General features: G+C 68.9%; 12 protein-coding genes and 3 tRNA genes. All 15 read right to left on the reverse strand.

Annotation, left to right across the window (positions count from 1 at the left end):
• Positions 1-39: 39 nt before the first annotated feature.
• The 15 genes from GA0070215_RS01835 to GA0070215_RS01910 all read right to left on the reverse strand — a co-directional run bounded on the left by GA0070215_RS01835 (position 40) and on the right by GA0070215_RS01910 (position 14615).
• Entirely contained in the window at positions 40-3927 is a 3888-nt protein-coding gene (locus tag GA0070215_RS01835) for a DNA-directed RNA polymerase subunit beta' (RefSeq protein ID WP_018784547.1), read from the reverse strand.
• Positions 3928-4007: 80 nt separating this feature from the next.
• The gene (gene rpoB, locus GA0070215_RS01840; protein WP_026267678.1) at positions 4008-7439 is read right to left on the reverse strand and encodes a DNA-directed RNA polymerase subunit beta; all 3432 of its coding nucleotides are present in this window, start codon (positions 7437-7439) and stop codon (positions 4008-4010) included.
• A 577-nt stretch (positions 7440-8016) separates the two neighbouring features.
• A complete protein-coding gene (gene rplL, locus GA0070215_RS01845) occupies positions 8017-8403 on the reverse strand; it encodes a 50S ribosomal protein L7/L12 (protein WP_091041135.1) in 387 nt (128 codons plus the stop codon).
• Between the two features lie 53 nt (positions 8404-8456).
• The gene (gene rplJ / locus GA0070215_RS01850; protein ID WP_018784544.1) at positions 8457-9002 is read right to left on the reverse strand and encodes a 50S ribosomal protein L10; all 546 of its coding nucleotides are present in this window, start codon (positions 9000-9002) and stop codon (positions 8457-8459) included.
• A 315-nt stretch (positions 9003-9317) separates the two neighbouring features.
• Positions 9318-9503 carry a hypothetical protein gene (locus GA0070215_RS28810; RefSeq protein ID WP_244166829.1) on the reverse strand — a complete coding sequence of 62 codons (186 nt, stop codon included), beginning with the start codon at positions 9501-9503 and terminating at the stop codon, positions 9318-9320.
• A gap of 692 nt (positions 9504-10195) precedes the next feature.
• Entirely contained in the window at positions 10196-10912 is a 717-nt protein-coding gene (rplA, locus tag GA0070215_RS01865) for a 50S ribosomal protein L1 (protein WP_018784543.1), read from the reverse strand.
• Positions 10913-11000: 88 nt separating this feature from the next.
• A complete protein-coding gene (gene rplK, locus GA0070215_RS01870) occupies positions 11001-11432 on the reverse strand; it encodes a 50S ribosomal protein L11 (protein WP_018784542.1) in 432 nt (143 codons plus the stop codon).
• 186 nt (positions 11433-11618) lie between these two features.
• Positions 11619-12341 carry a transcription termination/antitermination protein NusG gene (nusG, locus tag GA0070215_RS01875; protein WP_073828961.1) on the reverse strand — a complete coding sequence of 241 codons (723 nt, stop codon included), beginning with the start codon at positions 12339-12341 and terminating at the stop codon, positions 11619-11621.
• Between the two features lie 35 nt (positions 12342-12376).
• Complete coding sequence (gene secE, locus GA0070215_RS01880; RefSeq protein ID WP_091041137.1) at positions 12377-12769, reverse strand: preprotein translocase subunit SecE; 393 nt, start codon at positions 12767-12769, stop codon at positions 12377-12379.
• A 213-nt stretch (positions 12770-12982) separates the two neighbouring features.
• Positions 12983-13055, reverse strand: a tRNA-Trp gene (locus tag GA0070215_RS01885).
• A gap of 127 nt (positions 13056-13182) precedes the next feature.
• A complete protein-coding gene (locus GA0070215_RS01890; RefSeq protein WP_018784539.1) occupies positions 13183-13575 on the reverse strand; it encodes a MaoC family dehydratase in 393 nt (130 codons plus the stop codon).
• Positions 13576-13579: 4 nt separating this feature from the next.
• Positions 13580-14026, reverse strand: coding sequence for a MaoC family dehydratase N-terminal domain-containing protein (locus GA0070215_RS01895; RefSeq protein ID WP_091041138.1), 447 nt, complete (start codon positions 14024-14026; stop codon positions 13580-13582).
• Positions 14027-14145: 119 nt separating this feature from the next.
• Positions 14146-14313: a 50S ribosomal protein L33 gene (gene rpmG / locus GA0070215_RS01900; RefSeq protein ID WP_013288652.1), complete on the reverse strand. Its 168-nt coding sequence runs from the start codon at positions 14311-14313 to the stop codon at positions 14146-14148.
• A 131-nt stretch (positions 14314-14444) separates the two neighbouring features.
• A tRNA-Met gene (locus GA0070215_RS01905) sits at positions 14445-14517 on the reverse strand.
• A 25-nt stretch (positions 14518-14542) separates the two neighbouring features.
• Positions 14543-14615 (reverse strand) — tRNA-Thr (locus GA0070215_RS01910).
• Positions 14616-14649 lie beyond the last annotated feature (34 nt).

The raw sequence follows: 14649 nt of genomic DNA on the forward strand, positions 1-14649 counted from the left end.
CCCCCGGCATCAGCCGGGGGCCTCGTCGTTTCCTACTGCCTAGCGGTACGACCCGAAGTCGAAGTCGTCCAGCGGAACCGCCTGGCCGCTGGCCGGCCCGAAGCCGTAGTCGGTCTCCGGGTAGCCGGTCATCGAGTAGACCTTGGCCTTCGCCTCCTCGGTCGGCTCGACCCGGACGTTGCGGTACTTGCTGATGCCCGTACCGGCCGGGATGAGCTTACCGATGATCACGTTCTCCTTGAGGCCGATCAGCGAGTCGCTGCGGGCGTGGATCGCCGCGTCCGTCAGCACCCGGGTGGTCTCCTGGAAGGAGGCCGCCGACAGCCAGGAGTCGGTGGCCAGCGAGGCCTTGGTGATACCCATCAGCACCGGGCGACCGGCGGCGGGCTCGCCGCCCTCGCCGACGAGCCGGCGGTTCTCCGACTCGAACAGCGCCCGGTCGACCAGCACACCCGGCAGGAACTCGGTCGAGCCGGAGTCGATCACGGTCACCCGCTTGAGCATCTGGCGGATGATGATCTCGATGTGCTTGTCGTGGATGAGCACACCCTGCGAGCGGTAGACCTCCTGGACCTCCTGGGTCAGGTGGACCTGGACCGCGCGCGGGCCGAGGATGCGCAGCAGCTCGTGCGGGTCGATCGTGCCCTCGGTGAGCTTCTCGCCGACCTCGACGTGGTCGCCGTCGTGCGCCCGGAGCCGGACCCGCTTCGAGATCTTGTCGTAGACGATCTCGTCGCTGCCGTCGTCCGGAATGACCACGATCTTGCGGGACCGCTCGCCGTCCTCGATCCGGATGCGACCCGGGGTGTCGGCGATGGGCGCCTTACCCTTCGGCACCCGGGCCTCGAAGATCTCCTGGACACGGGGCAGACCCTGGGTGATGTCCTCACCCGCGACACCACCGGTGTGGAAGGTACGCATCGTCAGCTGCGTACCCGGCTCGCCGATCGACTGGGCGGCGATGATGCCGACCGCCTCGCCGACGTCAACGGTCTTGCCGGTCGGCAGCGAACGGCCGTAGCACGCACCGCAGACGCCCAGCTTCGACTCGCAGGTGAGCACGCTGCGCACCCGCACCGTCTCCACCCCGGCGGCGACGATCGCGTCGACGCCGATGGAGTTGATGTCCTGGCCGCGGTGGGCCACCACGGTGCCGTCCGGCCCCTTGATGTCGTCCGCGAGCGTCCGGGCGTGCACGCTGGTCTCGGCGTGCTCGTGCACGACGAGAGTGCCGTCGATGCGCTCACCAACCTGCATCGGGATGGCGCGGTCGGTGCCGCAGTCCTCCTCGCGGATGATGACGTCCTGCGAGACGTCCACCAGACGCCGGGTCAGGTAACCCGAGTCGGCGGTACGCAGGGCGGTGTCCGCGAGACCCTTACGGGCACCGTGCGTGGAGATGAAGTACTCCAGCACGGACAGACCCTCCCGGTAGCTGGCCTTGATCGGCCGCGGGATGATCTCACCCTTCGGGTTGGCCACCAGACCACGGATCGCCGCGATCTGCCGGAGCTGGAGCAGGTTACCGCGGGCACCCGAATTGATCATCTTCCACAGCGGGTTCTCCTGCGGCAGCGCGGTGTCCATCTCCTTGGCGACCTCGTTCGTCGCCTTGGTCCAGATCTCGATGAGCTCGCCGCGGCGCTCCTCGGCGGTCATCAGACCACGCTGGTACTGCTTGTCGATCCGGTCGGCTTCCTTCTCGTACCGCTCCAGGATCTCCCGCTTGCGCGGCGGAGCGATGACGTCCTCCATGCCGATGGTGACGCCGGACCAGGTGGCCCAGTGGAAACCGGCCTCCTTGAGCCCGTCCAGGGTGGCCGCCAGGGCCACCTTCGGAAAGCGCTCGGCGAGGTCGTTGACGATCGCGGAGAGCTGGCCCTTGCGGATCTCGTAGTTCACGAAGCGGTAGCCCGGGGGCAGCGTCTCGTTGAACAGGACCCGGCCCAGCGTGGTCTCCACGGTCACCGGCTCGCCCTCGGTCCACCCCTCGGGGGCGGTCCACGGCTCGGCGCCGGCGCCGTTGTCCACACCGACCACGTCGCGCAGCCGGATCCGGACCGGAGCCTGCAGGTGCAGCTCGCCGTTGTCGAACGCCATCCGCGCCTCGGCGTCCGAGCTGAACGCCCGGCCCTCGCCCTTGCCCCCCGGAGTGAGGTGGGTGAGGTGGTAGAGACCGATGACCATGTCCTGGGTGGGCATGGTGACCGGCTTGCCGTCGGCCGGCTTGAGGATGTTGTTCGACGACAGCATCAGGATCCGCGCCTCGGCCTGGGCCTCGGCGGACAGCGGCACGTGGACCGCCATCTGGTCACCGTCGAAGTCGGCGTTGAACGCGGTGCAGACCAGCGGGTGGATCTGGATGGCCTTACCCTCGACCAGCTGCGGCTCGAAGGCCTGGATGCCCAGACGGTGCAGGGTCGGCGCGCGGTTCAGCAGCACCGGGTGCTCGCCGATTACCTCTTCCAGCACGTCCCACACGACCGGGCGCTGCCGCTCGACCATCCGCTTGGCGGACTTGATGTTCTGCGCGTGGTTGAGGTCGACCAGCCGCTTCATCACGAACGGCTTGAACAGCTCCAGCGCCATCTGCTTGGGCAGGCCGCACTGGTGCAGCTTGAGCTTCGGGCCGACCACGATGACCGAACGGCCGGAGTAGTCGACGCGCTTGCCCAGCAGGTTCTGGCGGAACCGGCCCTGCTTGCCCTTGAGCATGTCGGACAGCGACTTCAGCGGCCGGTTACCCGGGCCGGTGACCGGACGACCACGGCGGCCGTTGTCGAACAGCGCGTCGACGGCCTCCTGGAGCATCCGCTTCTCGTTGTTGACGATGATCTCGGGCGCGCCGAGGTCGATCAGCCGCTTGAGACGGTTGTTCCGGTTGATCACTCGCCGGTACAGGTCGTTCAGGTCGGAGGTCGCGAAGCGGCCACCGTCGAGCTGCACCATCGGGCGCAGGTCCGGCGGAATGACCGGGACGCAGTCCAGCACCATGCCGAGCGGCGAGTTGCGGGTGTTCTGGAACGCCGCGACGACCTTCAGCCGCTTGAGCGCCCGGATCTTCCGCTGACCCTTGCCGGACCGGATGGTCTCGCGCAGGTTCTCCGCCTCGGCCTCCAGGTCCATGTTCTGGACCAGGGCCTTGATCGCCTCGGCGCCCATGCTGCCGGTGAAGTACTCACCGAAGCGGTCGCGCAGCTCGCGGTAGAGCAGCTCGTCGGTGACCAGCTGCTTCGGCTCCAGCTTGCGGAAGGTGTCGAGGACCTCGTCGAGGCGGTCGATCTCGCGCTGGGCCCGGTCGCGGATCTGGCGCATCTCGCGCTCTCCGCCCTCCTTGACCTTGCGCCGGACGTCCGCCTTCGCGCCCTCGGCCTCCAGCTCGGCCAGGTCGGCCTCCAGCTTGGCGGCCCGCTTCTCGATCTCCGAGTCGCGGCTGTTCTCGGCCTGCCGCTTCTCGGCCAGGATCTCGTTCTCGATGGTCGAGAGGTCGCGGTGACGCGCTTCGGCGTCCACGCTCGTCACGACGTACGAGGCGAAGTAGATGATCTTTTCGAGGTCCTTCGGGGCGAGGTCCAGCAGGTAGCCCAGCCGGCTCGGCACGCCCTTGAAGTACCAGATGTGGGTCACCGGAGCGGCCAGCTCGATGTGACCCATCCGCTCCCGGCGAACCTTGGAACGGGTCACCTCGACGCCGCAGCGCTCGCAGATGATGCCCTTGAAGCGGACCCGCTTGTACTTACCGCAGTAGCACTCCCAGTCCCGCTGCGGACCGAAGATCTTCTCGCAGAAGAGCCCGTCCTTCTCCGGCTTGAGGGTGCGGTAGTTGATCGTCTCGGGCTTCTTGACCTCGCCGTGGGACCACTGACGGATGTCGTCAGCGGTGGCGAGGCCGATGCGCAGCTCGTCGAAGAAGTTGACGTCGAGCACTATGTCCCCTATGTCGTCGTCTGTACTGCTAGCTAACGAGTGGGATCCGGGGCAGGGTGACCCTGCCCCGGATCACCACCTCAGACCTCTTCGACCGAGCTCGGCTCGCGCCGGGACAGGTCGATGCCCAGCTCCTCCGCCGCCCGGAACACCTCGTCGTCGGTCTCGCGCATCTCCAGGGCCACACCGTCGCTGGAGAGCACCTCGACGTTGAGGCACAGCGACTGCAGCTCCTTGAGCAGCACCTTGAACGACTCCGGGATGCCCGGCTCGGGGATGTTCTCGCCCTTGACGATCGCCTCGTAGACCTTGACCCGGCCCAGGACGTCGTCGGACTTGATGGTCAGCAGCTCCTGCAGGGCGTAGGCGGCGCCGTACGCCTGCATGGCCCAGCACTCCATCTCACCGAAGCGCTGGCCACCGAACTGCGCCTTACCACCCAGCGGCTGCTGCGTGATCATCGAGTACGGGCCGGTCGACCGGGCGTGGATCTTGTCGTCGACCAGGTGGTTGAGCTTCAGGATGTAGACGTAGCCGACCGCGATCGGGTCGGGCAGCGGCTCGCCGGAGCGACCGTCGAACAGCTGCGCCTTACCGCTGCGCCCGATGAGCTGGTTGCCGTCCCGGTTGGGCAGGGTCGACGCCAGCAGACCGGAGATCTCCTCCTCGCGGGCACCGTCGAAGACCGGCGTGGCCACGTTGGTGTCCGGCTCGGACTCGTGCGCGTCGATCGAGCGGAGCTGGCGCTTCCACTCCTCGTCGTCACCGTCCACGCTCCAGCCGGTCTTGGCCACCCACCCGAGGTGGGTCTCCAGGACCTGGCCGATGTTCATCCGGGACGGCACACCGAGCGGGTTCAGCACGATGTCGACCGGGGTGCCGTCCTCCAGGAACGGCATGTCCTCGATCGGCAGGATCTTGGAGATGACGCCCTTGTTGCCGTGGCGGCCCGCGAGCTTGTCACCGTCCTGGATCTTGCGCTTCTGGGCCACGTAGACCCGGACCAGCTCGTTCACGCCCGGGGGCAGCTCGTCGCCGTCCTCGCGGGAGAAGGTACGCACACCGATGACCGTGCCGGTCTCGCCGTGCGGCACCTTCAGCGAGGTGTCCCGGACCTCGCGCGCCTTCTCACCGAAGATCGCGCGGAGCAGCCGCTCCTCGGGGGTCAGCTCGGTCTCGCCCTTCGGCGTGACCTTGCCGACCAGGATGTCGCCGGGCACGACCTCGGCGCCGATCCGGATGATGCCGCGCTCGTCGAGGTCGGCGAGCATCTCCTCGCTGACGTTCGGGATGTCGCGGGTGATCTCCTCCGGGCCGAGCTTGGTGTCCCGGGCGTCGACCTCGTGCTCCTCGATGTGGATCGAGGTGAGCACGTCCTGCTGCACGAGGCGCTGCGACAGGATGATCGCGTCCTCGTAGTTGTGGCCCTCCCAGGTCATGAACGCCACGAGCAGGTTGCGCCCGAGCGCCATCTCGCCCTCGTCGGTGCACGGACCGTCGGCGATGACCTGACCGGCCTCGACGCGGTCGCCCTCGAAGACGACCGGCTTCTGGTTGACGCAGGAGCCGGCGTTGGAACGGCGGAACTTGTGCAGCAGGTACGTCCGGCGGTGACCGTCGTCCTGGTGGACCGTGACGTAGTCCGCGCACAGGTCCTCGACCACACCGCCGACCTCGGCGACGACGACGTCGCCGGCGTCCACCGCCGCGCGGTACTCCATGCCCGTACCGACCAGCGGGGCCTCGGCCTTGACCAGCGGCACCGCCTGACGCTGCATGTTCGCGCCCATGAGCGCGCGGTTCGCGTCGTCGTGCTCCAGGAACGGGATCATCGCGGTGGCGACCGAGGTCATCTGCCGCGGCGACACGTCCATGTAGTCCACGGCGCCCGGCGGGACGTCCTCGGTCTCACCGCCCTTACGGCGGACCAGGACGCGGTCCTCGGCGAAGGTGCCGTCCGACCTCAGCGGGGCGTTGGCCTGCGCCTTGACGAACCGGTCCTCCTCGTCCGCGGTCAGGTAGTCGATCTGGTCGGTGACCCGGCCGTCGATGACCTTCCGGTACGGCGTCTCGATGAAGCCGAACGGGTTGACCCGGGCGAACGTGGACAGCGCGCCGATGAGGCCGATGTTCGGGCCTTCCGGCGTCTCGATCGGGCACATCCGGCCGTAGTGGGACGGGTGCACGTCCCGGACCTCGAAGCCGGCCCGCTCGCGGGACAGACCACCCGGGCCGAGCGCGCTCAGCCGGCGCCGGTGGGTCAGGCCCGCCAGCGGGTTGGTCTGGTCCATGAACTGGGACAGCTGCGACGTACCGAAGAACTCCTTGATCGCCGCCACCACCGGGCGGATGTTGATCAGGGTCTGCGGCGTGATCGCCTCGACGTCCTGGGTGGTCATCCGCTCGCGGACGACCCGCTCCATCCGGGAGAGACCCACCCGGACCTGGTTCTGGATCAGCTCGCCCACGGTGCGCAGGCGACGGTTGCCGAAGTGGTCGATGTCGTCGGCCTCGTAGCCCTCCTCACCGGCGTGCAGCCGGCAGAGGTATTCCACGGTGGCGACGATGTCGTCCTCGGTCAGCGTCCCGGTGGTGATCGGCACGTCCAGCTCGAGCTTCTTGTTGAACTTGTATCGCCCGACCTTGGCGACGTCGTACCGCTTCGGGTTGAAGAAGAGGTTGTCCAGCAGGGTCTGGGCGTTCTCGCGGGTCGGCGGCTCGCCGGGGCGGAGCTTGCGGTAGATGTCGAGCAGAGCCTCGTCCTGCCCGGCGATGTGGTCCTTCTCGAGCGTGGTCATCATCAGCTCGGACCAGCCGAACTTCTCGCGGATGCGCTCCGCGGACCACCCGATGGCCTTGAGCAGGACGGTGACGGCCTGCCGGCGCTTGCGGTCGATGCGAACGCCGACCGTGTCGCGCTTGTCGATGTCGAACTCCAGCCAGGCACCCCGGCTCGGGATGACCTTGACGCTGGAGAGGTCGCGGTCGGAGGTCTTGTCCGGCTGCTTGTCGAAGTACACGCCCGGCGAGCGGACGAGCTGGCTGACCACGACGCGCTCGGTGCCGTTGATGATGAAGGTGCCCTTCGGCGTCATCATCGGGAAGTCACCCATGAACACCGTCTGGCTCTTGATCTCGCCGGTGGTGTTGTTGGTGAACTCCGCGGTCACGAACAGCGGCGCGCAGTAGGTCAGGTCCTTCTCCTTGCACTCCTCGATCGAGGCCTTGACCTCGTCGAAGCGCGGAGCCGAGAAGGAGAGCGACATGGTGCCGGAGAAGTCCTCAATGGGACTGATCTCGTCGAGGATCTCCGCGAGACCCGAGCGTGCGTGCGGGTCGTCCGCCGACCGGCCCTGCCAAGCCTCGTTGCCGACGAGCCAGTCGAAGGACTCGTTCTGAATGGCGAGGAGGTTGGGGACCTCGAGGTGTTCGGTGATCCGACCGAAAGAAACTCGGCGGGGCGCGAATGCGCTCGACGTACGACTGGTCTTCGCAGGGCGGGAAGCTGCCAAGATGCGTCCTTCCGAGGACCGGTGCTGCAGAACGGCTGGTACGCGTGCACTCCAATGACCCCACCAGAAACATCCACAATCGGACATTTCCGAGCAGGGGTCAATTCGGAAGGCAGCGCAAACTAGCAGTGTAGCCGAGAGGCTAACCGCTGTCCAGCCCACCCCGCAGGTCGTCGCGGAACAAGCCCTGGGACCTCGGAAAACCGGGTCGACCGGGCCGCTCGGAACGCGACGCTCCTGCCGGTCCGCTCGGGTGCCGCAGCGGCGGTGCTGCCGTTGCCCATACCCGAGAGGCGGCCGTTGCAAGCGCGGAAGGTCTTGCTGATGTTCAGCGTGCCTGGCAGGTCGGTGCCGCGTCAAGGGCCGGTTACCGCTCGGGGTGTCTTTCCCACCGACGGGCTACCGGCAGAGGTCGCTGACCGGCCGATGAGAGGACGCTGTACGCCCTGCTCACGCCGTCCGCCGGCGGGCGGCACCAACACGGCGGGCGGCGACCCGGTCTCCCGGATCACCGCCCGCCGCGACGCGGTGTGCCCCGGCTCACGTGAGCCGGACGCGCGTCAGGTCAACTGCAAGGTCACTTGAGGGTGACCTTGGCGCCCTCGCCCTCGAGCTTGGCCTTGGCCTTCTCGGCGGTCTCCTTGTTGGCCTTCTCCAGGACGGCCTTCGGAGCGGCCTCGACCAGGTCCTTGGCCTCCTTGAGGCCCAGGCCGGTCAGCTCGCGCACGACCTTGATGACCTGGATCTTCTTGCCACCGTCGGCGTCGAGGATGACGTCGAACTCGTCCTTCTCCGGCTCGGCCTCGGCGGCCGGGGCACCCGGACCGGCCGGGCCGGCCATGGCGACCGGAGCGGCGGCGGTGACCTCGAAGGTCGCCTCGAACTGCTTCACGAACTCAGAGAGCTCGATCAGCGTCATCTCCTTGAACGCGTCGAGCAGCTCGTCGGTGCTGAGCTTCGCCATGTCTGGCGTCCTTTCTCAAGTGAAAACTAAGAACGTGGGTGCGCCGGGTGGCCTCAGGCCGCCTCGGCGCCCTCCTTCTCGCGCTTGTCCTGCAGGGCGGCCGCCAGACGCGCGGTCTTGGCGAGCGGAGCCTGGAACAGGGCCGCGGCCTTGCTCAGGTTGCCCTTCATGGCGCCGGCCAGCTTGGCCAGCAGCACCTCGCGGGACTCCAGGTCGGCGAGCTTCGTGACCTCGGCCGCGGAAATGGCCTTGCCCTCGAAGACACCGCCCTTGATGACGAGCTTCGGGTTGGCCTTCGCGAAGTCGCGAAGCCCCTTCGCCGCCTCGACGACGTCGCCCGAAACGAAAGTCAGCGCGGTAGGACCGGAGAACAGCTCGTCGAGGCCGGAGATGCCCGCATCGGCCGCGGCACGCTTGGCCAGCGTGTTCTTCGCGACCGTGTAGCTGGTCTCCTTACCGAGCGAGCGCCGCAGCTGGGTGAGCTGCGAAACCGTGAGCCCGCGGTACTCGGTCAGCACGGTCGCTCCCGCGTTGCGGAAGCTCTCGGTCAGCTCGGCGACGGCCGTGGCCTTGTCGGCCCGGATCGGCTTGTCCGCCATGTCCCTCCTCTCTCGTTGCTCGGAGCTGGTACGCCGGCGGCGAGCCGAGGCTCGACGACGGCGGCGGAGGCATCACGACAACGAAAAAGCCCCGGCGCAGGGCGCACGGGGCGAGGGCCGGGGCACGGGCACAGTCGGCGGACCGTGGGTGACACCGAGTTTCGCTTACCGCCCTGCGCGGGTCGCCCGTCGTCGCGGGACCTTCGACCGTGCCGGAGCACGGTGACCAGCGGTCTTTGGGTGGAACTACCGCACCAGGTTACGCGACGCGCGCCGCAGCACCAAATCAGCCGGAGTGCTCCCGGTCACCAGAGGTCAGGACCGGGTGCGCCGCTCCCACGCGTAGCCGGTCAACGCCACCGCCGTCCAGGCCACCGCCCAGCCGGTGAGCAGCAGACCGACCCCGGCCGCGCCGGTGATCAGCACGGCCACGCCGTACCCGGCGCTGCGGGTCACGGCCCGGCTGGCCAGCGCGCCGAGCGCCACCGCGAGCCGGGCCACCGCCGTAGCGGACGCCGAGGACGAGCAGGCCGGCCGGCACCGGCGCCAGCGCCCGTCCGGTACGCAGGAAGCTGGTCAGCCGCAGGCGGACCAGCGCGATCACCGGGCCGCCTGCGGCGCCGGCCCGGGCCGGGCGGAGTCCCCGGCCTCGGCGCCGGCCTGCTCCGGGGAACCGGATCAGGCCGTCCTCGCCCGCTGAACCTGCATCGGCGCCGGGGCCGGAAGCGCCGGGCGCCAGTGCCCGACGGGCCGGCGGAGGCTGGCACCGGGTGCGTGGCGGGCGGCGGGACGGCGTGTTCGCGTACCCGAATGATCTGGTGGCCGTCGGCGCGCAGGCGGGCGACGGCGGCGACCAGCCCGGCGGCCGGCACCGCCAGCTCGACCACGACGAGGGCCGCGCCGCCCGGCGACGCCTCCTCGGTCACCGTGCCGTCGGCGAGCACCTCGCCGATGATCTCGGGGACCGACTCGCGGGCGGTGGCGTCCAGCTCGTCCCAGGGTTCGTCGAGCACAGCAGGCCGGGCGGACGCAGCAGCGCCTGCACCAGGCCGACCTTCCGCGCGGTGCCCTTTGACAACCGCGGCAGGCGCACGTCGTGGACACGGGTCAGGCCCAGTCGCCCCGCCCACCTGACGAACGGACGGGGCCCCGCCACAGCGTGGTGGCGGGGCCCCGTCCGGGAGTACGCGTGCTCAGCCCTCGGCCGAGTCCTCCTGGAAGTTCTTCACGACCTTCGGGTCGACCGGGACGCCCGGACCCATGGTGGTGGTGAGGGTGACCTTCTTGAGGTAGGTGCCCTTGGCCGCGGACGGCTTGGCCCGCAGCACCTCGTCCAGCACCGCAGCGTAGTTGTCCACCAGCTGGTTCTCCGAGAAGGAAGACTTGCCGATGATCAGGTGCAGGTTGGAGTGCTTGTCCACCCGGAAGGTGATCTTCCCGCCCTTGATGTCCGAGACGGCCTTGGTGACGTCCATGGTCACGGTGCCGGTCTTCGGGTTCGGCATCAGACCGCGCGGGCCCAGGATCCGCGCGATCCGGCCGATCTTGGCCATCTGGTCGGGCGTGGCGATCGCCGCGTCGAAGTCCAGCCAACCGCCCTGGATTCGGGCGACCAGCTCGTCGGTGCCCACCTCGTCCGCACCCGCGGCGACGGCCTCCTCGGCCTTCGCGCCGGCGGCGAAGACGATCACGCGGGCGGTCTTACCGGTGCCGTGCGGCAGGTTGACCGTGCCACGGACCATCTGGTCCGCCTTGCGGGGGTCGACGCCGAGGCGCATCGCGACCTCGACCGTGGCGTCGAACTTGACGTTTGTGGTCTCCTTGGCCAGCTTGACGGCCTCGACCGGGGTGTAGAGCTTCGACCGGTCGATGACCTCGGCGGCCTTGCGGTAGCTCTTGCTGCGCTGCATTTCTGGTGACTCCTGTGGTCTCTGGCGGGCGCGCGGCGGTCGCGGCCCTCCCACTAACAGAAAGATCGGGTGGAGCGGTGAAGCGAGATCAGTCGGCGACGGTCAGGCCCATCGACCGGGCGGTGCCGGCGATGATCTTCTCAGCCTGGTCGATGTCGTTGGCGTTGAGGTCCGCCATCTTCTTCTCGGCGATCTCACGCAGCTGGGCGCGGGTGACCGAGCCGACCTTCTCCTTGTGCGGGACGCCCGAGCCCTTCGGCACGCCGGCGGCCTTGATCAGCAGCCGGGCGGCGGGCGGGGTCTTCAGCACGAAGGTGAACGTGCGGTCCTCGTAGACGCTGATCTCGGCGGGGACGATGTCGCCCCGCTGGGACTCGGTCTGCGCGTTGTAGGACTTGCAGAACTCCATGATGTTCACGCCGTGCTGGCCGAGCGCGGGGCCGACCGGCGGCGCCGGGGTGGCCTGGCCCGCCGGCAGCTGAAGCGTGAACGTCTTGACGAGCTTCTTCTTCGGAGGCATGTCTCTTCCTGGGGCTTGGAACTGGGATTCTCGCCGGTCCGCGGGCGCGCACGGTCAGCACGGTGCGGACAGCCGACGTTCTAGGGTAGCGCAAACCTCTACCGGGTTTTTCGGCGAGGTCGGCGGTCGTCGAAACGCCGCACCGGCGGTCACCCTTTCCGGGGTGACCGCCGGTGCCGGCGTACGTCAGATCTTGGCGACCTGGTTGAAGTTCAGCTCGACCGGCGTCTCCCGGCCGAAGATCGACACCAGCACCTTGAGCTTCTGCTGGTCGGCGTTGATCTCGCTGATCGTCGCCGGCAGCGACGCGAACGCGCCGTCGGTGACGGTGACCGAGTCGCCGACCTCGAAGTCGAGGACCTTGACCTCGGGCTTGGCCTTCTTCTGCTCGGTCTCGACCGCCGGGGCCAGCCACTTGAGCACCTCGTCGAGGCTCAGCGGCGCCGGCCGGTCGGCCCGGTCGGTCGCGCCGACGAAGCCGGTGACCCCCGGGGTGTTCCGGACGCAGGAGTAGGACTCGGCGGTCAGCTCCATCCGGACCAGGATGTAGCCCGGGAAGACCTTCGCCTGGACCTGCGACCGCTTGCCGTTCTTGACCTCGACCTCTTCCCGGGTCGGCACCTCGACCTGGTAGATGAAGTCCTCCATGTCGAGGGAGGTGATCCGGGTCTCGAGGTTGGTCTTGACCTTGTTCTCGTAGCCGGCGTACGAGTGCACCACGTACCAGTCGCCGGGCGCGTAGCGCAGCTTCTGGCGCAGCTCGGCGACCGGGTCGAAGTCCTCGTCCGGGGCCGGCTCGGTGGTCGGGAACTCCGGCTCGCTGGCGGCCTCGACCGACTCGTTGTTGGCCGCCGTCGCCACCGTGGACTGCTCGTCCGGGGTTCCGGCGGTCTCGTCGTACTCAGGCACGCTCGCTCACTTCCGTCAGTATCGCTGTCCGCAGGTCAGCTGGGCTCGCCGAAGACCCACAGCACCGCCTTGGCGAAGCCGTAGTCCAGGCCGGCCACGATCGCCAGCATCACCGCGACGAAGGTGACCACCACGGCCGTGTAGGTCAGCAGCTCCTTGCGGGTCGGCCAGATGACCTTACGCAGCTCTGCCACGACCTCGCGGAAGAACCGCGCGATGCGGGCGAACAGCCCGATCCGCTCGGCGTCCTTGCGGGTCTTCCGGCCCTCGGCCGGCTCGGCCTGCGCCCGCGCACGGGTCGCGGTGCCGCCCCGCGAGACCGGCTCGTCCGCGTCGGTGGCGTCGTCGTCGGCCACGCCGTCGACGGTCGCGTCGTCGTTCAGACGCTCGTCGCCGTCGTCCTCGCCGCGGCGCTTGCTCTCGGCCACTTCGCCCTCCGTGCGGGTATGGGGTCGCACGCCGGGCGGCGTGCGCGGCGTGTTGGTCACGCCGGCCGGACCAACCGTCCCGCGACGGGCCGCGGCCGGCGGACCGGCCGGGAGGGCCCGAACGCCTCGGAACCACCCCACCGATGCCACCACCACGGGCCGGACGCCACCGGTGAGGGCGGCGCGACCCACGGAACGGTCAGGCCTGAGGCGCAGGGGTGACAGGACTTGAACCTGCAGCCTGCGGTTTTGGAGACCGCTGCTCTGCCAATTGAGCTACACCCCTGTGCGGCAACTCACCTCCACCCGGACACGTTGTGCCGAGCGGGGGTCACTTGCCCCACGGCGGACCAGTGTACGGGTAGTCGTGCGACTTTCCCAACCGGTCTGCCCCTCGCGCGTCGGGCGGACCCTCAGCGCGTCGTACGGATCAGTGCCCGAGCCTGCGACAGCACCTTTTCACCCTGGCAGGTGGCGGTGATGTCGAGCCTGGTCAGGCCCTCTTCGGTGACCTCCTTGACCACCGCCGACACCTCGATCTCGGTGCCCTCGTCGGTATCCGGAACGACCACCGGGCGGGTGAACCGGACGCCGAAGTCGACCACCGCGTCCGGCGCGCCGGCCCAGCCGGCCACCGCCCGGCCGACCAGCGCCATGGTGAACATGCCGTGGGCGATGACGCCCGGCAGCCCGACGGCGGTGGCGGTGCGGTCGCTCCAGTGGATCCGGTTGAAGTCGCCCGAGGCGCCCGCGTAGCGGACCAGGTCCGCGCGGGTCACCCGGTACGTCTGGGTGGGCAGCTCCATGTCCTCAGGCCTCCCCGCGTACGACGATCTTGGACCACACGGCGACCACCGGCTCACCGTCCACAGTGCTCACGTCCGTGCGGGTGGTCAGGAAGCCGTGCCCGCCCCGGGTGGTGACCTCCTCGATGGTGCTCACGCACACCAACTCGTCCCCGGCCACCACCGGCCGGGTGTACGCGAACCGCTGGTCGCCGTGCACCACACGGCTGTAGTCGACGCCGAGCGCCGGATCCTCGACGATCTGCCGGCTGGCCGCCATCGTGACGACCACCGGGAACGTCGGCGGCGCCACCACGTCGGGGTGGCCGAGCGCCCGGGCCGCCTCCGGGTCGTGGTGAGCCGGGTCGGTCGCGCCGACGGCGGTGGCGAACTCGCGGATCTTTTCTCGGCCCACCTGATAGGGGGCGGTCGGCGGGTACGTCCGGCCGACGAAGGACGGGTCCAGGGACATGTCGCCGAACCTACACGGAAAACACGAACGCCGATCCGCCCGGTCGGGCGGCCTGGAGGCCACCCGTCAGGTGGATCGGCGTTCGAGAAGCTGCTGCGAGCCGGCTGCGCCGGCCGCGATCAGCGGGTCTCGCGGTGGACGGTGTGCTTGCCGTCCCGGGGGCAGAACTTCTTCAGCTCGATGCGGTCCGGGTCGTTACGGCGGTTCTTGCGCGTGATGTAGTTGCGCTCCTTGCACTCCACACACGCCAAAGTGATCTTCGGCCGGACATCGGTCGCCTTCGCCACGGCGGAGTGCCTTCCTCGCTCACGGATAACAACTACGGCGTGTCAGCGTACGCGCTGACGACGCGGACATGCAAAGTGGGCGCCTGCGGCGCCCATCCCACCGGCCACCGGGCTGACCCGGAGGACGAGAGTAGCGGTGGCCGGACTTGAACCGGCGACACAGCGATTATGAGCCGCTTGCTCTGCCATCTGAGCTACACCGCCGTGGCGGGTCCAGCCGGACCCTCTGAGCCCCCTTACGGAATCGAACCGTAGACCTTCTCCTTACCATGGAGACGCTCTGCCGACTGAGCTAAGGGGGCCTGCTCGATCACCCCGGGGGGTGTCGCGCAGGGG

Origin of the sequence: Micromonospora marina, assembly GCF_900091565.1 — a bacterium.
GTDB classification, from domain to species: Bacteria; Actinomycetota; Actinomycetes; order Mycobacteriales; family Micromonosporaceae; genus Micromonospora; species Micromonospora marina.